The organism is Arthrobacter sp. 4R501, from assembly GCF_002929755.1.
Lineage (GTDB): Bacteria > Actinomycetota > Actinomycetes > Actinomycetales > Micrococcaceae > Arthrobacter.
In genome coordinates, this window is sequence record NZ_PJIW01000004.1 from 22,111 (window position 1) to 41,263 (window position 19,153).

Consider the following 19,153-nt stretch of genomic DNA (forward strand, 5'->3'; position numbering starts at 1 on the left):
GTGCAGATCTTCGGTACCCGGGACGGGACAGGGGAGTGCGCCCGGCTGCCGCACACCTGCTGACCACCCCTCCTGGAGATGCCCGTGGAAACCCCATCACCCCTGACGCTCGACGCGACGCCGGACTTGAAGTCCAACGGACCTTCGCCGGCCCAACCCGGACTCCGCAGATCCATGGGCACCAGGCACCTGGTGATGATCGCCATGGGCGGCGTCATCGGATCGGGTCTGTTCCTCAGTTCGGGCTACACCATTTCCCAGGCCGGTCCGCTGGGCGCGGTGCTCGCCTACCTGGTGGGCGCGTTTGTGGTGTACCTGGTGATGGCATGCCTGGGTGAGTTGGCCATCGCTTATCCGGTGTCCGGCGCCTTCCACATCTATGCCGCCCGCTCCATCGGGCCCGCCACCGGTTTCGCCACCGCCTGGCTGTACTGGCTCTGCTGGGCAGTGGCCATCGGCTCGGAATTCACCGCGTCCGGGCTGCTGATGCAGCGCTGGTTCCCGGACGTTGATGTGTGGATCTGGTGCCTGATTTTCGCTGCCGTGCTGTTCGGCTTCAACGCGGTGTCCGCCAAGTTCTTCGGCGAATCCGAATTCTGGTTCGCCATCATCAAGGTGGGCGCCATCATCGGCCTGATCGTCCTCGGCGGCGCCGCCCTGTTCGGGTTCCGTCCACTCAGCGACGGCGCCAGCCACCCCTTCCTCCTCGAGAACTTCAACACGGCGGGCGGCCTGTTCCCCCACGGCTTCACCGGCGTCCTGGTCACCGTGCTCGCCGTCTTCTACGCCTTCTCGGGGTCCGAGCTGATCGGAGTGGCAGCAGGCGAAACCAAGGACCCCGCCACCAGCATCCCCAAAGCCATGCGCACCACAGTGATCCGGCTGCTCATCTTCTTCGTCGGCGCCATCGCCGTCATCGCGGCCACCATCCCCTACAACGAAGTGGGTCTGGACGAGAGCCCCTTCGTTACCGTCTTCTCCGCCATCGGGATCCCGTTCGCAGCCGACATCATGAACTTCGTCATCATCACAGCCCTTCTCTCCGCCGGAAACAGCGGCCTCTTCTCCTGCGCCAGAATGCTGTACTCCCTGGCCGACGAAGGCCATGCGCCCCAGGCCTTCCGGCGCCTCACCCGCCGCGGCATCCCGCTGATCGCCCTCTCGGTGAGCATGGTGGGCGGCATCGCGTCGCTGGTCAGCAGCGTGGTGGCCCCGGAAACGGTGTACCTGGTGCTGGTGTCCGTTGCCGGATTCGCCGTGGTGGGGGTGTGGATGTCCATCACCGCCTCGCACTTCTTCCACCGGCGCGCCTTCGTGCGGAACGGCGGAGACGTGGGCGCCCTTGCCTACAGGGCCCCGCTGTTCCCCTTGGTGCCCATCCTGGCGTTCACCCTGTGCGTCATCTCGCTGGTGGGCATCGCCCTGGACCCCAACCAGGTGGCCGCCCTCTACTTCGGCATCCCGTTTGTCGCCGCCTGCTACGGCTACTTCTACCTCCGGCACGGCCGGACAGGATCGGCCAGCCCCTCATTGGGGAGCTGAATCAACGATCCGGTAGTCGATGGCTGTGTGGCCGACCACCTCATTCGAGCCGAAACCGAAGGCTGCGTAGGTCATGATGGTCCGTTCGCCGATGACCAGCCCGGTAGCGGGGTCGATGATCATTTCAGCCCTTTGGCCGGCGCGAAGGGGTTCCGTCCGTCCGATCGCTACGCCCACCTTGCCGTCGAAGTTGGCTTGCTCGCTGGCGTTCACTCCGGGGATCAATGCCAGCGCCTTGTAGAGACCAGCGCGCAGGTCGGCAGGAATGAGTCCCATCCTCAGGATGTCGGTGATTCGGACGAAGTTGTTCTCATCCCGTGAGGCCGATCCTCCCTGATAGCTGGAGTTGAAGTGGTCGTACAAGGCCTGCCCGTCCCTCGGCAGGGCTTCCAGCTCCTCGTCTGACATCAGGGTCCAAGGCCCGTCATAGAAATGTCCGTCCTTCGCCCGGATGACCTCTATTTCCATGGGCACCGGGTGACCGTCGCCCCAGTCGCGCCTTAGGACCCAGTCCGCGTCAGGGTTGCCGGGACGGTAAACGTCGATTGTCTGGGCGTTCATGCTGTTCTTCATTTTTCCCGCCTCGTCGATCCCGGAGACGAGCCAGTTGGCGTGCGTGTGTACGAGCAGGAATTGACCCGGCCCTGGCACGGGATCGACGAAGGTCATGGACTGGTCCGCTACTGCCAGCAGGACCCCTGCGGCGTGCGCGCTTTGCGCGGTGATACTTATCTGCCCTACTACCAGCGCACCGACTGTTGCCGCCGCTGCGGTGAGCAGAATCCGCCGGGTTGGGCTGGTGCGGACCGGCGAGGAGACCTCCAGCGACGCCCGGGAATCTCCGGGCCGGCCTCTTTGGGGGCGGGGGCGGGGGCTGCGCGCTGTTTTGCCGGGCCTGTACCGGACAGGGTCTTCTGCGCCGGCAAGAGTGGGCAGTTCGACGAGCTGCTGGCGCAGGGCTTCGCGCCTGTCCGGCTGGAACTGGGATGTGTTCATGATGTTCTCCGTCCGAGAATTGCCTCGGCATCAGGCTCTTGTTCCTGCACTATCCGGCTGTATAGGGTCCCGAGCCGGGACTTTGCCCGGTGCAGGCGTGACTTCACGGTTCCGTCCGCGATGCCAAGGGCTGCGCCGGCCGCTTTGGCTCCTAGGCCCTCGATGATGCAGAGGGTCAGCACGTCCCGCTCCGGTGGCCTCAGCCGAGTGAAAGCTTCCCGTAGGGCGGAAGTTTTGAAGCTGGTTTCGTCGGCTTCGGCAATGCTCTCTGCGATGTCGGTTTCATCCGCGGGCGGGGGGAGCTGGCTGAGGAAATGCCTGTAGCGGCGTTGCTGGCGTAAGTGGTTACGAAGGGTGTTGTTCGTCGTGACCAGGAGCCAGGGCAGTATCGAGTCATTCACCATGCGGATGTTGGCCCGCCGGCGCCAGGCTTCGTAGAAGACCACCGCTGTGACGTCCTCAGCCAGATGGGGCTGGCCCAGCACTTTTTGTGCGTGACGCCAGACCCGCTCATGGTGGCGGTCAAAAAGCACGCCAAAGGCGTCGCCGTCACCGTTGACTACCTGGCCCCACAACATCTCGTCCGAGACACCCGATTGATCGCCCATACCTCATAGTGTCCGGTCACCGGCGCCGGTTCCGTGATTGGCGGACTGTTTTGGACCGGTAGCGCAGGCAGGGTCCGCGTGTGTGAACGCTTAACTGCTGGTCACAACGAATAACCCGCCAAGAGTCCCCGTGGAAGAATAGGGCGGGCACCGGCAGTGAGGGGTAATAAGCGTGGATTCGTCTGCAGAGGCGTCATCGTTGGCGCAAGGACTCCGGATTGTCCGGCTGGTGGCAGACCGGGAGAAACGCGGTCGGCAGCTGGTCGGCGTCTCCCAGCTGGCCGCGGAGCTGGACATGGACCAAAGCAGAGTCTCCCGACTGACGCAGGAACTGTGCGAGCTGGACCTGCTGGAGCGGGTGGACCGGGGCCCGTTCCGGACCGGGCCGCGGTTCTTCAGCCTTGCCGCATCGCTGAACACCGGCTGGGTACGTGAAGCCAAGCCCGAACTCGAGTCCTTGGTTTCCGCCCTGGGGCTGCGGGCCCGGCTCTCCGTCCGGGACGGTTTCCGGGCGATCCTGTTGCGCGCTTCCAGTAACGACGCCGGCCTGGGCAGCTTCGTTGCTCCGGGCATGGTGACGCCGGTCTGGTGCACCGGTGCCGGCAGGGCTTTGCTCTGGGACCACGACCTACCTGCCCTGGAGCTGCTGCTGCACGAAGTGAACTTCATCGGCGTGGGCGGCCCCGGCGCCGCACACTCCATCGATGCGGTCCGGGAGCTGATGGCCCGCGACGTGGGGCGCGGCTACATCACCTGCGACGAGGAATTTGAGCACGACATCCTGGAAGTCGCCGTCCCGGTCCGCGACGCCGGCGGCCGAGTCCTGGCCGCACTCAGTGTGCTGGGACGCCGGGCCGAAGTGGGCGACGATGCTGCGGGCATTGCCACCGTGCTCCGCGGCGCTGCGGCGCGCTTGGGCTTCCTCGCAGCCTAGTAATCGCCGTGTCTAGGCACTATCGGGTGCAGCGGCGTCGGCATTTCTGAGGCGGCCAAGTTGCGTGCGGGTCACGTCTACGTCACCTTCCGGCAAGGCGTCCCCGTGCCGGTGAACTATCTTCCAGTTGCCGTCCTCGCGCCTGAAAATGGTTGTCACCCTGAGGGAGTAGGGCAACGGATCCGCACCTCCTACCGACGCGGTGGTGTGTTCTATCCCCACAACGTAGGCCAGGTCTCCGCTGACGCCGGCCGCAGTGACTTCGTACGTGAAGGACGCGCAGTTCGAGAAGCGTGATGCAAGGACGTCGAAGAACGGGATCACCTCGTCCGTGCCGATGGTTGTCCTGGCGGCACCGAACAGGGTCACGGGGTCGGTGCGGGACCACAGGGCCTTTCGGGGTTCGGCGTCGCCGTTGTGCAGTGCGGTGTCGGCTTCGGTCAGGACAGGCATAACGGCTGCCAGGAATGCTTCTGCATTGTCCACGGCTTCCCTTCGGTCGAAGCTCCGTTTTCATTCTGGCTACGCATGGGTCTTGGTGCAAGGGTCCCCCAGCCGGGGTCCCTTTGTCGAGGAAGCGCGTCTCACCATCGATCGGCTAGGCCAGGGCGCGTTCTGACTTTCTAAGTCAAAATACTTTGTGAGATTCCGGCTGCTGGTAGCCAAGCCTGGCCTCCAGCCAACGGCCCTGGTCCACCAAGGCAGCCGCGAACTCGGTCCGGCGCGGCTCCAGGCGTGCCCTGGTGCCCACGATCTGCAGCGCCGCCGCCACCTCGCCCTTGAAATCCCGGACGGGGACGGCCAGCGAATAGAGCCCCGGCTCCGCTTCCTGATCCACCACTGAGTAACCCCGCACCCGCGCCGCAGCCAGTCGCCCCAGGAAATCGCCGACGTCGGACGGGGTATTGGGGCCGTGCCGCACAAAGTCGACGCCGGCGAAAACGGTCCGCACCTCGGCGTCCGACGACTCCCACAGCACAGCCTGGCCAGCGTCGCTGCAGTACGCGGGGTAGGGCCTTCCCAGCCATGAGCCCACAAGGTTGCTGCTGACCGGAACACTTTCGCCGATGGTTACGGTGCTCGCGCCGTGCAGCACGCCCAGGAAGCACCCCTCGTCGGTGTCGCGGGCAAGCCGCTCCAGCGCCACGGCGCCGTCTGAGTGCAGCCTCTGCGCCGTCAATTGCTGTGCGTCGGTCAGGATGGTCCAGTCCAGGGTGTACGTGCGCTCGCCGGTCCGGCCGAGGAAACCCTCCTGCTCACCGGTGCGGAGGTTCCGCGACACCTGGCTGCGGTCTTTGGCCAGGTCCGCGGCGATCCCCGCCACGGTTCCACCCGGAAGCCCGGCCTCATGCCGTGCCCCCAGGGCCAGGATGGCCAGCATGCCGCGGCCCATGCTGGAGGTTTTCGACATAGGGCAGAGTCTAATGGAGCTGCCGGATCCGGGCCGGTCATAGTTCGCCACGCTCGTTAAAAGCATTTCAAATTGCCTATGATGAACAACATAGTCCTTCCCTCCATCGACTTCCGGAGTTCCTGCCATGCCCCTCAACACCACGCTGTCCCGCCTGCTTGATGCCGGAGCGAACCTGATCGCGGACGGCGCCCTCGCCACCGAACTTGAGGCGCGCGGCTGCAGCCTGGATGACCCGCTGTGGTCGGCCAAGGTCCTGCTGGAGCAGCCGCAGCTGATCCGCGATGTGCACCGGGACTACTTCGAGGCCGGCGCCAACGTGGCCACCACCGCCAGCTACCAGGCCACCCCGCTGGGGTTCGCCCAGCGCGGGCTTTCCGAGGACGCGGCACTGGACCTGGTCAGGCTCTCGGTCCGGCTGGCGGATGATGCCCGGCGCGAACACTTTGCCCGGCATCCGCAGGCCGGGCCGCTGCTGGTCGCTGGCTCCGTGGGCCCCTATGGCGCCTACCTCGCGGACGGCTCTGAGTACCGCGGGGACTACGTCCTGGACGCCGAGGCTTTCAAGGATTTCCACCGACCCCGCATAGCTGCCCTGGTGGAGGCCGGAGCCGATTTCCTGGCCTGCGAGACCCTGCCGTCCTTCGCAGAAGCAGAGGCGCTGCTAGCACTGACCGTGGAGTTCGACGTCGAATCCTGGTTCTCCTTCTCGCTGCGGGACGGTGCGCACATCAGCGACGGCACTCCGTTGGCTGCGGCAGCTGAGCTCTGCGGGTCCGAGCCCCGGGTGGTGGCCGTGGGCGTGAACTGCGTACCGCAGCATCTGGTCCCGGACGCCCTGACAGCCCTCGGCCAGGCGGGTTCCAAGCCGCTGGTCACGTATCCGAACTCCGGCGAAAGTTACGACGCCGCCACCAAGACCTGGGCAACCTCCTCAGAGGGTGCCGCTGAAGCGGGCGAGTCCCGGCCCGAAGGCCTTGCCGCCGGAGCCGGTCCCTGGCGCGAGCTCGGTGCCCGCATCGTGGGAGGCTGCTGCCGCACAACGCCCCGGGACGTTGCCGCCCTCGCCGCCGCCCGCCCCGCCTAGCACCCACCCAACTAGCTAGCAGTTAACGTCGTCATTCACGCGAATGACGACATTAAATGCGAGCTACTTGGGAAGAATTTAGGCGCGGACCGGCCGTGCCCGCTCGACGTCGGCGGCGCTTTCGGTCGCGCCACGGGCGCTGAGCCCAGCTACGACGCCGTCCACGTCCGCCTCTGACCGGTTCTGGCTCAGCTTGGTCTTTGCCTCGATCCTGGTGATGACCACTTCGATGCCCACAATGGCGCGCAGCTGGCCCGCGATGTAGCGGTCCGGCGCGTCGTCCACACTCCACGGGTGGTCCAAGTCTGCTTCGTTGACGTTGGTCAGGCGCCTGACCTGGCCGGCGAGCCAGGCCGGGTCGTCATGGATCACGAGCTGGCCGTACACGTGCGCCGTGGAGTAGTTCCACGTGGGCACAACGCGTCCGTGCTCGGCCTTCGACGCATACCAGGACGGCGAAATGTAGGCGTCCGCGCCCTGGATGATCATGAGTGATTCCCCGATGGCCGGTTCGGACCACTGGGGGTTGTTCCTGGCGACGTGCGTCTGCAGGGCGCCGTGTTCGCCCACCGAGGGGTCGTAGACGAACGGCAGCAGCGTGGCGAGCAGGCCTCCTGACGTCATGGTGACCAGGTTCGCTGCGCCCGGCCGGGTCAGCAATTCCTGGACAGCGTCGGGGCCTGCTTCAAAATGAGCTGGGGTGTACATGGGACTAATCCTTTGCAGGTTCGAGGTGCTTTGTGGCGAGGTGGGGGTCTGATAGGAGGACAGCGGGTTGCGGGGACGCCGGCTTGAGCCGGACCCGGACCGCGGCGCCCGCGCAGAGGATGACGGCCAGGCCGCCCACGATGGTGCTCCACGTCAGCGACTCACCGAGCAGGAGGCCCGCCCAGCAGATGCTCAGTACGGGCTGGACAAGCTGGATCTGGCTGACCTGGGCCATGGGGCCGATGGCCAGGCCGCGGTACCAGGCAAAGAAGCCGAGGAACATGCTGACCACGCCGAGGTACGCGAAGGCCAGCCACTGGACCGGTGTGCCCGCTGGCGGCTGTTGCGCCACGGACACCGCCACCAGGAACACCATCAGAGGCGACGCCAGCACCAGGGCCCAGGAGACGGTCTGCCAGGCGCCGAGTTCGCGGGCCAGGAGGCCACCTTCCGCATAGCCGATGGCCGCGGCCACCACGGCGCCCAGGAGCAACAGGTCCGCCGAGTGCAGCTGCCCGAACCCGCCGGACTGCATGGAGGCGAAGCCGATGGCCGCCAGCGCTCCCAAGCCGGTGATGAGCCAGAACGCCCGGCGTGGTCGCTCGCGTCCCCGAAGAACTGCCGCGACAGCCGTTGCGGCAGGCAGCAGGGCGATCACCACGGCACCGTGGCTGGCCGGGGTGCTGGTGAGGGCAAAAGAGGTGAGCAGCGGAAAGCCGACGACGATGCCGCCGGCCACCACCGCGAGGCGCACCCACTGCGTGCCGTGGGGGAGCCGCTGCCGGGTGAGTGCCAGGGCGAAGGCGGCAAGGATGGCGGCCACCACTGAACGGCCTGACCCGATGAACAGCGGGGACAGGGACTCGACTGCCACCTTCGTGAACGGAACCGTGAACGAGAACGCCGCTACTCCGAGGAGACCCCACCAGAGTCCCGTGGGCTGTCGGGCCGGTATCACTGGCAATATAAGCGTAGTAGCGCTACTGTTGTCTCTCATGAACAACGATAGCAGTTCCCGGATTGTGGCGCATCTGAAGAATTGGATTTCTTCGGCCACCCCCGGTGCGAAGCTGCCGTCGACGCGGTCGCTGGTGGCGGAGTACCAGGCCAGTCCCGTGACGGTGCAGAAGGCCCTGCAGACGCTCACAGCCCAGGGGCTGATCGAGAGCCGGCCCGGCGTCGGGACGTTTGTGCGCGCCGTCCGGAGCGCCAGACCCTCCGACTACGGCTGGCAGACGGCGGCCCTCCGTTCCCCGCTGGCACCGCTGCCGCCGGCCTCCAGCACCATGCGCAGCGTGCCCAACGATGCCATCACTTTCCACTCCGGCTACCCGGACCGCGAACTCCTGCCGGAGCGGCTGGTGAGGGCAGCCCTTGCCCGCGCAGCCCGGGGCGACGCCGCCCTGTCCCGTCCGCCCGCGGCCGGAATGCCCGAACTGCAGTCGTGGTTCGCGCACGAACTCGGCGCCTCCACGCCGGCCGGGACCACCCCGCCGAACCCGAGCGACGTCGTCGTACTCCCCGGAAGCCAAAGCGGGCTCAGCTCCATCTTTACCGCGCTCGCGGGCCGCGGGCAGCCGCTGCTGATGGAATCGCCGTCCTACTGGGGCGCCATTCTGGCCGCGGCGCAGGCCGGCGTGCGCGTTGTCCCGGTCCCCAGCGGTCCGGACGGTCCGGGCCCGGCAGAGCTGGCCCGCGCGTTTGACGAGTCCGGTGCGCGGCTGTTCTACGCGCAACCGAACTACGCCAACCCCACCGGTGCGCAGTGGTCTGCTGAACGGCGGGAACAGGTCCTGGACGTGGTGCGCGCGAAGGGGGCGTTCCTTGTGGAGGACGACTGGGCGCACGATTTCGGCATCACCTCCAACCCCGTGCCCGTCGCCTCGCGCGACGACTCCGGCCATGTGGTCTACCTGCGCTCGCTGACCAAGAGCGTGTCACCGTCCATCCGCGTCGCCGCGGTCATCGCCCGCGGTCCGGCGCGGGAGCGCATCCTGGCGGACCGGGCGGCGGAATCGATGTATGTCAGCGGGCTGCTCCAGGCGGCAGCGCTCGACGTCGTGACGCAGCCCGGGTGGCAGACGCACCTTCGCAGCCTCCGCCATCAGCTCGAGTCACGCCGTGACCTGCTGGTCACCAGCCTGCGCCAACATGCCCCGCAGGCGCACATCGAGCAGGTGCCCAAGGGCGGCCTGAACCTGTGGGCGCGGCTGCCCGACGGGACCGACCTCGAACGGCTGACCCGCGACTGTGAAACCGCCGGGGTGATCATCGCCGGCGGCAACGAATGGTTCCCCGCCGAACCGGCGGGGCCGTTCATCCGGCTCAACTACTCGGGGACGAATCCGGGCGCCTTCCCGGAAGGCGCCCGGCTTATCGGCCAGTGCATCGAGCGGAACGGTGCCTGACGAACGGGGCGTTCCCTATTCGTCCAGCAGCGCGTACGTGCTGATGACGTTGCCCTTAGTGGTCCGGTACTGGTCCTTCAAGCTGAGCCGCGTTAAGGGGTCGCCGGCCTCGAACAGGCGTTTGCCGCTGCCGGCCACCACGGGGTGGGTCATCAAGGTCAGCTCATCGAACAGCCCGGCGAACAGCAGTTGGCGCACTACCGAGGTGCTGCCGGTAACGGCGATTTCGCCGCCGTCGCGCTCTTTCAGGCCGGCCACGAATTGTTCCAGAGGTCCCTCGATCAGGTGCGAGTTCTGCCACTCGAGCGGCTCGGTCAGGGTCCGGGAGGCCACAAACTTCTCCACCGGATTGATGAAGCCGGCGAAGTCATCATCCACCGGAGCTGTTGGCCAGTACCCAGCCCACTCCTGGTAGCTCACCCGGCCAAGCACCACGGTGTCCACACGTTCGATCATGCTGGTCAGGCCCTTGCCGAGCTCGTCGTCGAAGCTGTCGAACTGCCAGAGGAAGGGGTCTGAGACGACGCCGTCAACGGAGTGGAACAGGCCGGAAGTGACTTTGCGCATGGGGTCCTCCAAGGTCAGGGGCAGTTGGAATCCACGCTATTGGCTGTGCCCTCAAGAGGGAACCCCTGCCGGTGGTTGAGCCTCTCGAAACCTGGCAGTAGTTACGTTGGTCACCACTCCTGCGTGTTGCACAAATCCACGGTCCGGCAGCCGCATACTGGTGTTCATGCGGCCTTTCGCCGCACCCCGGCCAGGCAGGAGGAAAATGCATGGAAACCCTGAAGAAGATCGTACGCAACCAGTACTTCCCCGCGGCCGCGGTGCTGACGGCAGTGTTGCTGTTCTGGATCATCGCCATGTTCGGCGGGCTCTCCCTGCTGAACAACAACCAGCCGCCAATGGCTACCTTGACGTGGATGCTGTTCGTCTACGCGGCAGCTGTCCTGACACCGTTGGCCGGCATCCTGGCCGGTGTGGACCTGGTCCGCCGCTGGCGACGCAACCGCATGTACGCGTTGGTTGAGTTGGAGCACGGTTGGAACGCCAAGGTTCACGAGCCAGCAATGCAGTCTGAGGCGCCGGTACCGGCCGCGGCGCAGCCCGCCGAGTCCGCGCAGCCCGCCGAGCCTGAAGCCGCGAAGCAGTCCGCGCCGAAGCAGCCTGCACAGCACCACCCGGTAACCCAGCAGCAGCCCGTGAAACGCCATCCGGTGCAGCAGCAGCCCGGTAAGACGCAGTCTGTTCAGCCGAAGCAGCGCAAAAAAGCCGCGTAGCCACCGGCCAATACAGGCCAGAGCTCTACGCTACAGCGCCAGCTCCACTCGGTTCCGGCCGGCCGCCTTGGCCGCATAAAGCGCGGCGTCGGCCTCGCCCAGGAGGGTGTCGGCGTCGGCCCGGTGCTCGGCCGTGAACGCGGAAATCCCGGCGCTCAGCGTCAGCTGCCCCAGCGGATCCCCGGAGTGGACAATCTGCAGCCCGCGCACGGTATTCAGCGCCCGCTCCATAAACGCCTTGGCGCTCAGCTGCGACTGGTTCGGCAGGACCAGCAGGAACTCCTCGCCGCCGTACCGGTACACGCCGTCGCTCTTACGCGCCGCACCCACCAGCGCCCCCGCCACGGCACGCAGCGCGAGATCGCCCGCCTGGTGCCCGTAGATGTCGTTGTAGCTCTTAAAGTTATCCACATCGCACATGGCCACGCAGTACCCCTCCGTGTACCGCTGGCTGCGCGCATGCAGCTGCTCAAGGTCCTCGGAGAGCTTGAGCCGGTTGTGCAGGCCGGTGAGCGGATCGGTCCGCGCCTGCTGCGAGAGGACCTTCCGGTAATGCGCCAGGTCCGCGTGCAGGGTAGTAACCCGCAGCGCCACGAGCAGCCGTGCATGCAGGACAAACGGGTCCAGCGGCTTGGTGACGTAGTCGTCCGCGCCGGCCGCGAGCCCGGCGAGCACATCGTCCCGGGACCCCTGCGACGTCAGCAGCACGATGTACGTGTACAAGTCCGCCCCGCGCGCCCGGATGGCCCGGCACAGCGCCAGCCCATCCATCCCCGGCATCATCCAGTCCGTGACCACAACATCGGGTTGGTGTTCCAGGTACAGTGCCCACGCCTCGTCACCGTCCGCCGCCGTCAGGCAGTCATGCCCGTAGAGTTCGACGGCGGCGCGGGCCACCAGGAGCGAGCCCGGATCGTCATCTGCCACCAGGACTTTCACTGTGCCACCTCCAGCGCCAGATCGAGTTCAAAGTCCACGCGCACAAGCGCAGCTTCCAGCCGGCTGACCAGCTGCGGGCCGCCGTCGATCATTCCGCTGCGTCCCAGGTCTTCCAGTTCGCCGCACAGGCTTGCGACGGCGGTGGCCCCGATGTTGGCCGCCGCACCCTTCAGGGCGTGCGCCGCCTGCGCCAAAGCCAGCCCGCCGCCGTCGGTCACCGCTTCGCGCAACGCCGCGAGCCGCGCGGGAACGTCCTTCCGGAACGCCTCTGTTGTGGCGGGCAGCAAGCCCAGGCCGTCCTCAGGGCCGAGGCCGCGCAGCATGGCGAGCCGGTCCGCATCCAGCGCGGGAGCACCTCCACCGGTGACGGCCAGCAGCTGTGGAGCCATCTGCTGGAGAGCCTCCTCCCACTGAGGCGCCACCGGCTCCAGCGGCGCAGAACGCTCCGTGGCCGGCTCGGGGACCCAGCGGGCCAGGGCCGCTTCAAGCTCGGCGGCGTCCACCGGTTTGGAGAGGTAATCGTCCATGCCGGCGGCGAGGCAGCGTTCCCGGTCCCCGTCCAGGGCGCCGGCGGTCATGGCGATGATCGGGAGATGGCTGGCCCCGTCGTCGCGCCGGCGGATGACGCGCGTGGCCTCGAACCCGTCCATCACCGGCATGTGGCAGTCCATCAGGACGGCGGCGTACCGCGTGTTGGCGGTGGCGGCCACGGCTTCGGCGCCGTCGGCAACCACGTCCACCGCGTAGCCGAACTTGATCACCGTGGCGCGGGCCACCAGCTGGTTCACCTCGTTGTCCTCCACCACCAGGATGCGGCCCCGCGATGCGCCCCGAAGAGAGGACACAGGGGACGAATCGGCGGATGTCTCAGGGGAGGACTCGGGGGACGAACCGGACGACTCAAAGGACGAGTCAGCCTCGGAAGGCCGGCCAACCACAAGAGGCGCCGGGGCGTGGCGTTCACTCGTGGACATTAGCCGGATCAGGCGGTTGTAGAACTCGGAGCTGCGGACCGGTTTCATAAGCCATTCGCGGACTCCGGCGTCGGCGATCTCGGCGGCGTTGACCTGCATGGTGGACGTGAGCATGATCAGCTCGATGTCCGCCAGTGCGGCGTCGGCCTTGAGTTTGCGGGCCAGTTCCAGGCCATCGGTATCAGGCATGCAGAGGTCCAGCACGGCCAGGTGGAAAGGCACTCCGTCTGCTGCGGCTTTGTGGGCGCGGGCCAACGCGGCGCGGGCATCCGGCACCGCCTCCGGCTGCAGCTTCCAGCCGCGCAGCTGGGATTCCAGCACCAGGCGGTTGGTGGCGTTGTCGTCCACCACCAGGACGCGCAGCCCGGTGAGGAAACCGGCGGCCGGTACGGGATCCGTGGACGGCGGTGCCACGGGCACGGGGATGCGGAACCAGAACGTGCTGCCCTCGCCCAGAGCGCTGTCCAGCCCGATCTCGCCGTCCATGGCCTCAGTGAGCCGGCTGCAAATGGCCAGGCCCAGGCCTGTGCCGCCGTAGCGCCGGGTGGTGGAAGCGTCCGCCTGCGAGAAGGATTCGAACAGGCGCGCGTGGTGCAAGGGGTCGATCCCGATGCCCGTATCGCGGATCTCGAAGCAAACCATGGCGGTGGCCCCGGGCTTCGCGTCCGGCGTCTCCGTCGTCACGCGGATGGACACCTCCCCGGCCGCTGTGAACTTCACGGCGTTGGAGGCCAGGTTCAGCAGGATCTGGCGGATCCGGCCGGAATCACCGTGCAGCCTGGCCGGAACGTCCGGTTCGCAGTAGGCGATCAGCTCAAGGTTCTTGGCCTGCGCGGGCTCGGTCAGCAGGCCGGCCACTTCCTCCACGAGGGCGCGGGGATCGAAGGCGCGGATGTCCAGGTCGACCTTGCCGGCTTCCAGTTTGGAGAAGTCCAGGATGTCGTTGATGAGGGACAGCAGCGCCTCGCCGGCGCCCTTGACGCCCTGGGCGTACTGCTTCTGCGTCTGGTCCAGCGGCGTCTCCAGCAGCAGTGCGGTCAGCCCCACCACGCCGTTCATCGGGGTGCGGATTTCATGGCTCATGGTGGCCAGGAACTCGGACTTGAGCCGGCTGGATTCCAGCGCCGCTTCCCGGGCCGCCTTCAGCTCCAGTTCGGCGGCCCGGCGCAGCGTGATGTCCCTGGCGATGGTGCCCAACCCGCTGAGCCGGCCGGTATCGTCCCGGATGGGGGAGACGGTCATCGACACGGGAATGACGGCGCCGTCCTTCGTCAGGTGCTCCATCTCGAAGCTCATCGCTTTGCCGCTGGCGCGGATCTGCTCGAAGACCTTGGCGGCACCGGCGATACCGCCCGGCGGCAGCAGGAACCGCGCGTCGCGGCCCAGCGCTTCCTCGGCCGAGTAGCCGTACTGCAGTTCGGCTCCGGGGTTCCAGCTGGTGATGACGCCGTCGGGTGTGGTGCTCAGGATGGCGTCCGTGGAGGAGTTCACGATGGCGCCGAGGCCCTCCAGCTCAGCCGTCCTGGCCGCCACTTCCTGCTCCAGCCCGGTGGTCAGGGTGAGGTTCTCGATGATGATCAGCACCTGGCGGACCAGGATCAGGGCCACAGTAATTCTGGCCACCGTCAACAGGAAGGCGCTCATCTCGCTGACGTGCGGCTGGGCGATCATCATGACAGCCACCAGAATAGGTACGTAGGGGAGCATCTCCAGGGCCAGCGCAAACGCCCTGCGGTCCGGCCGCGGGTTCTCCGCATAGGGGAGAATCGGTGCCAGCGCAATCAGGAGGAAGGCGCCGATCCAGCCCAGGGCGAGGGGCGATCCCGTGACGCCCGTGACGCCGTCGAACGTCAGCCTCACATAGGTGCTGTCCGTGATGGTGAGCAAAAGCAGACCGCCGCCGAAACACAGCCACGGCAGCCGCTCGCCGGGCTGCCGGCGCATCCCCAGAACCAGCACCAGGGACGTGATGACCATGTCCACCACGGGGTAGGCCATGGTGGTGAGCCGGGTCAGGAGGTCGCCCGCGGAGCTGATGGCCGAGCCCAGCGACACGGACCAGCTGATCGCCAGGACCGAGCCCGCGATGACCGCCGCGTCCAGCGCTGACCGGAGCAGTCCCACGCGGGTGGTACCGCCGGGCCGCTTGAAACTGAACAGCGCGACGGCGGCCGGCACCGAATACCCCACAAACCCGACATCCGCCAGGGACGGAAACGGGTAAGCGTGATCGTTTGTGAGCCCGTAGTACGTCCAGACGGCCTGGCCGGCGGCCCAGACATAGGCAGCAACGGACATCAGGGTCCAGGCGCGTGCATTCACCCCGCCGCGTCGGGCGGCATGGGCGCAACTGCGACCTGCCAGCGCGGCAGCCACGAGGATGGCAAAGTCACCCGTCACCATGGCCGCCGGAGTGCCGCTTTTGGCGGCAAGAAACAGTCCAAGCACACCCACCACCACGGCAGCAGGAACCACCAGCCAGCCCAGTGCGGCCGTGCTCCTCACCGTGGCAGGACGCTGCTCCAGGAGACCATACTGAGACACGCGGATCCTCCCCATCGGTGCGCCCGTCACCCGTAAAAGCTGAGACCCGGGCCCGCCCGAGACCTGGGCGAAGACGCAACCCTATGATAGCCCTCACAACTCAAGAAGGACCGTACTTCCCGTCCACATGAACCACCTGCCGGCCCGCGCGTTGCAGCAGGCTCGCCGCCACCCCGGAACGGTATCCGGTGGCGCAGTGCACCCACACCGTGCCCGCCGGAATCTCGGCCATCCGCGCCAGCAGCTCATGCAGCGGGATGTTCACCGCCCCGGAGAGGTGGCCGGCGTCGTACTCATCCGTCCGGCGGACATCGAGCACCACGTCCCCGGCGCTCCGCCCGTGCAGCATTTCGGCCCAGTCCACACGCGGATAATGCACGACGGCGGTGCCGGGCGCGAGTGCCGACGGTTCCGTTCCGAGGGCGGCGTCGGGGGAGTCGATGCCGATGCGGGAGAGGTCCCGGATGGCTGTTTCGACGTCCTCCACGGTTCCCACCAGCGTTAGTTTTTGGTTCCACGGCAGGACCCAGCCCAGGTAGGCGGTGAAGCTGGAGCCGCGGCCGTACTCGAAACTCACCGAGCCCTGCAGGTGGCTGCTGGCGAAGGCCACCCGGTGGCGCAGGTCCACCACCCATTCGCCGCCCGCGAGCCGGCGGCTAAGCTCCTCCGGATCCACGGATTCCGGCACGGTAAGGTCCGCCGGCCCCGGACCCTGCCGGTTCGCCGGGGCCATGTGCGCGTAATAGGACGGGTATGCGGTCAGGTTGCTGATGAGCTCCCGGACAAAGTGGTCCTCATCGGCGTCCGTGAACGCGTGGTTGGTTTCCTGCTCCTGGGCGACGGTGGACGATCGGGCGCTCGACGCCGGTCCGGACGAACAGAACGAGCCGAACCCGTGTGTGGGGTAAAGGGCTGCGTCCGGCTGGGCCTCGGCGGCCAGGCGGCGGACCGAGGAGTACTGGGCGCGGGTGAGGTCTTCGGTGTCCTCGTCACTGACCAGATCAGTCCGGCCCACCGACCCGTAGAGCAGGCTGCCGCCCGAGAACACGGCCTGCTGCTCGCCGTCGCTGACCACGTAGCTGAGATGGTGGTGGGTGTGGCCGGGCGTGGCCACGGCCTTCACGGTGAGCCGGCCTACCTGGACCGTGCCGCCGTCGGCTATTGGCTGGTGTTCAAACGCGACGTCGTCGTCTGCGCTGACGAGATACTCAGCACCGTGCGTGTGGGCGAGGATGAGCCCGCTGGTGAGGTAGTCGTTGTGCAGGTGGGTTTCGGCAACGTGGGTGATCCGGACGTCGGCTTCCGAGGCCGCGGCTTCCACGCGGTCCGTGTCCCGCTGCGGATCGATGACCAGCGCCACCTCGCCGTCGTGGACCAGGTAGCTGCGGTCCCCGAGCGGCCGCGTCTCGATGACAACGACGTCCATAGGTTCATTGTCCTCCCGCAGCCCGAAGTTGGCGCGGTCAGGCGGTTGTAGGCCGCCTGCCCGCCAGTGCTGCCAGGGCGTCTTCCGCCTGCCGGCAGGCCAGACCCAGCCGCTGCCCGGTCTCCGGCAGCGAGAACAGGTACCCCTGCAGCGAATCGCAATCCAGCGCGGTCAGGTAGTCTGCCTGCACCGCGGTTTCGACGCCTTCGGCGGTGACGGTCAGGCCCAGGCTATGGGCCATGTTGATCATGGAGCTCAGGATGGCCAGGCGTTCCTGTCCCGTCCGGACCATGGACACAAACGCTCGGTCGATCTTGACTGTGTCCACCGGCAGGTCCTGCAGCCGGCCCAGCGACGAATAGCCCGTGCCGAAGTCATCCAGGGCCACCCGGACGCCGGCCTCGCGCAGGCTGCTGAGCTGCCTGATCAGACCGCAGTCCGGGTCGAAAAACACGCTTTCGGTGACTTCCAGGACCAGCTGGTAAGCGCCCACGCCACAGGCAGCGGCCAAGCGGAGGACGCCTTCGGCAAAAGCCGGTTCCTGCAGCTGCACACCGGACACGTTGACCGCGAGCGACCGCGACAGGTCCTCGCGCAGCCAAGGCGCCAGCTGCACCAGGCTGAGCCCCATCACTTCGTTGCCGATCTCGCCGATCAGGCCTCTGCGCTCCGCCATCGGGATAAAGACCGACGGCGGGATGCGCTCGCCGGCGTGGTCCCACCGCGCCAGGGCCTCGAACTGGACCATTTGCCCGATCCGTGGGGAGACAATCGGCTGGAAGGCCACCGAGATCTCACCGCGGGTGACCGCGAGCTGCAATCCCGCTTCCATCTCCGTCCGCTGCACCAGCGCAGTCATCATGTCCGGATGGAAGCGCAGGAAACGGTTCTTGCCGGCAGCTTTGGCCGCGTACATGGCGATATCCGCCTCACGAAGCAACTCGGAATCGACCATCGTTTCCTTGCCACTGGAGGCGAGCCCCAGGCTGAGGCTCGGCCGCAGCGCCGTGCCGTTGATGGTCACGGGCACATGCAGACTGCGGACGATGCATTTGGCAATGGCATCGGCGTCGGGGCAGGCCGTCAGCAGCACCACAAACTCGTCGCCGCCGAGCCGGGCCACCACGTCGGCCATGGGGACACAGCCGCGCAGCCGGCGTGCCACTTCCACGAGCATGTCATCGCCTGCCTGGTGCCCCAGGATGTCGTTGACTTCCTTGAAGTTGTCGAGGTCGATCAGCAGGACATCGACAGTCTTGAGGTGTGGTTCGGTGAGGGCCGCCGTGAGGGCCTGGTTGAACACCGCCCGGTTGGCCAGCCCGGTCAGCGGGTCCTGGAACGCAAGTGCTCTCAGCTGTTCCGCCTGCGCGGCCAAATCAGTCAGGGCCTGCTCGGCCTGCTTCTGCGCCTGCCTGCGCGGAGTGACATCCCGGAAGCTCCACACCCGGCCCGCGATCCTCTTACCAACCCGTTGGGGCCGCGAGTACCTTTCAAAGGTCCTTCCATCGTTGAAGTCCAGCACGTCGTGGCTTTCTGCCGCCGGGTTCTCCACAACCTCGGCGATCCTTGCCATGAAGGCCTCCGGGTTGGCGACTTGGGAGATGATCAGCCGCATGACGGGCACTTCGGTGTCGCCGTTCAGGAGTTCCGGCGGGATGCCCCACATTTTCAGGAACTGGTCATTGAACCCGGCCACACTGCCGTCGGAGCTGATGACCAGGATGCCGTCCGCGGTGGATTCGAGGGTGGCCGTCAGCAGTGACATGGCCTCGAGGAGGTCAGCGTCAGCTCCCTTGCGGTGTTCCGTGCTCCGGACTGAAACCAGCAAAACCTGCGTGCCGCCGTCGTCCAGCAGAGAGCCTGCCACCTCGGCGGCGAACTCTGTGCCGTCCCGGTGCAGTCCGTACACTTCACGCGGCGGCAGCGGTATATCGGGCTGCGCTTGCAGGTGCTCCTGAAGCAGCCGCGTTTCGCTCCGGAACCCCTCCGACAGGAGCAGCCAGTGGTCGCTGCCGATCAGCTCAGCGCGTGTGTAGCCGAACAGCTTGCTGGCTGCCGCGTTGGCCATTTTGATGGTGCGGTCCGCGTTGACAGCGAGAAGCGCATCCGGGCTGGCATCAAGAAGCGCGCCAAAACCTGGTGCGCCCAAATCCTCGTCCTGCCGCTTGGAACGCCCCATGCGCTACCACCCCCACGCACATCATAAAGTGCATGTTGTGATCGCGGTACGAAAACGCGTGACTTTCGCGCGGCGCTCGGAATGGACGCCCGGGAATTCGCGTTCGCGTGGTCCGTA

16 protein-coding genes are annotated in these 19,153 nt (G+C 66.9%); 5 read left to right on the forward strand and 11 right to left on the reverse strand.

Annotation, left to right across the window (positions count from 1 at the left end):
- The first annotated feature begins 102 nt into the window (after positions 1 to 102).
- The gene (locus tag CXR02_RS04470; RefSeq protein ID WP_104061073.1) at positions 103 to 1,542 is read left to right on the forward strand and encodes an amino acid permease; all 1,440 of its coding nucleotides are present in this window, start codon (positions 103 to 105) and stop codon (positions 1,540 to 1,542) included.
- On the opposite strand, the gene CXR02_RS04475 is transcribed toward CXR02_RS04470, so the two are convergent.
- Entirely contained in the window at positions 1,528 to 2,538 is a 1,011-nt protein-coding gene (locus CXR02_RS04475; protein ID WP_104060914.1) for a hypothetical protein, read from the reverse strand. The genes CXR02_RS04470 and CXR02_RS04475 overlap by 15 nt on opposite strands.
- A complete protein-coding gene (locus CXR02_RS04480; RefSeq protein WP_258060774.1) occupies positions 2,535 to 3,146 on the reverse strand; it encodes an RNA polymerase sigma factor in 612 nt (203 codons plus the stop codon). The genes CXR02_RS04475 and CXR02_RS04480 overlap by 4 nt, the downstream gene beginning before the upstream one ends.
- Before the next feature lie 172 nt (positions 3,147 to 3,318).
- Here CXR02_RS04480 and CXR02_RS04485 point away from each other — a divergent pair, with 172 nt between their 5' ends.
- Positions 3,319 to 4,080 (forward strand): IclR family transcriptional regulator, encoded by a 762-nt coding sequence (locus CXR02_RS04485; protein ID WP_104060915.1) that lies wholly within the window; start codon positions 3,319 to 3,321, stop codon positions 4,078 to 4,080.
- Positions 4,081 to 4,092: 12 nt separating this feature from the next.
- On the opposite strand, the gene CXR02_RS04490 is transcribed toward CXR02_RS04485, so the two are convergent.
- Positions 4,093 to 4,566 carry a nuclear transport factor 2 family protein gene (locus CXR02_RS04490; RefSeq protein ID WP_258060775.1) on the reverse strand — a complete coding sequence of 158 codons (474 nt, stop codon included), beginning with the start codon at positions 4,564 to 4,566 and terminating at the stop codon, positions 4,093 to 4,095.
- A 142-nt stretch (positions 4,567 to 4,708) separates the two neighbouring features.
- Complete coding sequence (locus tag CXR02_RS04495) at positions 4,709 to 5,491, reverse strand: IclR family transcriptional regulator (RefSeq protein ID WP_104060916.1); 783 nt, start codon at positions 5,489 to 5,491, stop codon at positions 4,709 to 4,711.
- 127 nt (positions 5,492 to 5,618) lie between these two features.
- Here CXR02_RS04495 and mmuM point away from each other — a divergent pair, with 127 nt between their 5' ends.
- Positions 5,619 to 6,578: a homocysteine S-methyltransferase gene (gene mmuM / locus CXR02_RS04500; protein ID WP_104060917.1), complete on the forward strand. Its 960-nt coding sequence runs from the start codon at positions 5,619 to 5,621 to the stop codon at positions 6,576 to 6,578.
- A 78-nt stretch (positions 6,579 to 6,656) separates the two neighbouring features.
- On the opposite strand, the gene CXR02_RS04505 is transcribed toward mmuM, so the two are convergent.
- Both CXR02_RS04505 and CXR02_RS04510 read right to left on the reverse strand, forming a co-directional pair.
- Positions 6,657 to 7,286 carry an FMN-binding negative transcriptional regulator gene (locus CXR02_RS04505; protein ID WP_104060918.1) on the reverse strand — a complete coding sequence of 210 codons (630 nt, stop codon included), beginning with the start codon at positions 7,284 to 7,286 and terminating at the stop codon, positions 6,657 to 6,659.
- A gap of 4 nt (positions 7,287 to 7,290) precedes the next feature.
- Positions 7,291 to 8,283 (reverse strand): DMT family transporter, encoded by a 993-nt coding sequence (locus tag CXR02_RS04510; protein ID WP_104060919.1) that lies wholly within the window; start codon positions 8,281 to 8,283, stop codon positions 7,291 to 7,293.
- Here CXR02_RS04510 and CXR02_RS04515 point away from each other — a divergent pair.
- A complete protein-coding gene (locus tag CXR02_RS04515) occupies positions 8,282 to 9,694 on the forward strand; it encodes a PLP-dependent aminotransferase family protein (protein ID WP_104060920.1) in 1,413 nt (470 codons plus the stop codon). The two genes, CXR02_RS04510 and CXR02_RS04515, sit on opposite strands and share 2 nt — an antisense overlap.
- A 15-nt stretch (positions 9,695 to 9,709) precedes the next feature.
- Here CXR02_RS04515 and CXR02_RS04520 read toward each other — a convergent pair whose 3' ends face one another.
- On the reverse strand, positions 9,710 to 10,261 hold the full coding sequence (locus CXR02_RS04520; protein WP_104060921.1) for a dihydrofolate reductase family protein: 552 nt from the start codon (positions 10,259 to 10,261) through the stop codon (positions 9,710 to 9,712).
- Positions 10,262 to 10,470: 209 nt separating this feature from the next.
- Between CXR02_RS04520 and CXR02_RS22785 the strand changes: the two genes are divergently transcribed.
- Complete coding sequence (locus CXR02_RS22785) at positions 10,471 to 10,974, forward strand: hypothetical protein (protein WP_258060778.1); 504 nt, start codon at positions 10,471 to 10,473, stop codon at positions 10,972 to 10,974.
- A gap of 30 nt (positions 10,975 to 11,004) precedes the next feature.
- On the opposite strand, the gene CXR02_RS04530 is transcribed toward CXR02_RS22785, so the two are convergent.
- From CXR02_RS04530 to CXR02_RS04545, 4 genes are all read right to left on the reverse strand, one after another.
- Positions 11,005 to 11,913: a diguanylate cyclase gene (locus CXR02_RS04530; RefSeq protein WP_104060922.1), complete on the reverse strand. Its 909-nt coding sequence runs from the start codon at positions 11,911 to 11,913 to the stop codon at positions 11,005 to 11,007.
- Positions 11,910 to 15,431, reverse strand: coding sequence for a response regulator (locus tag CXR02_RS04535; protein WP_258060779.1), 3,522 nt, complete (start codon positions 15,429 to 15,431; stop codon positions 11,910 to 11,912). The genes CXR02_RS04530 and CXR02_RS04535 overlap by 4 nt, the downstream gene beginning before the upstream one ends.
- Positions 15,432 to 15,531: 100 nt before the next feature.
- Positions 15,532 to 16,857 (reverse strand): rhodanese-like domain-containing protein, encoded by a 1,326-nt coding sequence (locus CXR02_RS04540; protein WP_104060923.1) that lies wholly within the window; start codon positions 16,855 to 16,857, stop codon positions 15,532 to 15,534.
- A gap of 37 nt (positions 16,858 to 16,894) precedes the next feature.
- Positions 16,895 to 19,036, reverse strand: a complete 2,142-nt coding sequence (locus CXR02_RS04545; protein ID WP_104060924.1) for a bifunctional diguanylate cyclase/phosphodiesterase — start codon at positions 19,034 to 19,036, stop codon at positions 16,895 to 16,897.
- Positions 19,037 to 19,153 lie beyond the last annotated feature (117 nt).

Excerpts from the sequence above, each read along its gene's own strand:
- CXR02_RS04475 (WP_104060914.1), bottom strand. The coding sequence starts at position 2,538 with ATGAACACATCCCAGTTCCAGCCGGACAGGCGCGAAGCCCTGCGCCAG.
- CXR02_RS04480 (WP_258060774.1), bottom strand. The coding sequence starts at position 3,146 with ATGGGCGATCAATCGGGTGTCTCGGACGAGATGTTGTGGGGCCAGGTA.
- CXR02_RS04495 (WP_104060916.1), bottom strand. The coding sequence starts at position 5,491 with ATGTCGAAAACCTCCAGCATGGGCCGCGGCATGCTGGCCATCCTGGCC.
- mmuM (WP_104060917.1), top strand. The coding sequence starts at position 5,619 with ATGCCCCTCAACACCACGCTGTCCCGCCTGCTTGATGCCGGAGCGAAC.
- CXR02_RS04505 (WP_104060918.1), bottom strand. The coding sequence starts at position 7,286 with ATGTACACCCCAGCTCATTTTGAAGCAGGCCCCGACGCTGTCCAGGAA.
- CXR02_RS04515 (WP_104060920.1), top strand. The coding sequence starts at position 8,282 with ATGAACAACGATAGCAGTTCCCGGATTGTGGCGCATCTGAAGAATTGG.
- CXR02_RS04510 (WP_104060919.1), bottom strand. The coding sequence starts at position 8,283 with ATGAGAGACAACAGTAGCGCTACTACGCTTATATTGCCAGTGATACCG.
- CXR02_RS04520 (WP_104060921.1), bottom strand. The coding sequence starts at position 10,261 with ATGCGCAAAGTCACTTCCGGCCTGTTCCACTCCGTTGACGGCGTCGTC.
- CXR02_RS22785 (WP_258060778.1), top strand. The coding sequence starts at position 10,471 with ATGGAAACCCTGAAGAAGATCGTACGCAACCAGTACTTCCCCGCGGCC.
- CXR02_RS04540 (WP_104060923.1), bottom strand. The coding sequence starts at position 16,857 with ATGGACGTCGTTGTCATCGAGACGCGGCCGCTCGGGGACCGCAGCTAC.
- CXR02_RS04545 (WP_104060924.1), bottom strand. The coding sequence starts at position 19,036 with ATGGGGCGTTCCAAGCGGCAGGACGAGGATTTGGGCGCACCAGGTTTT.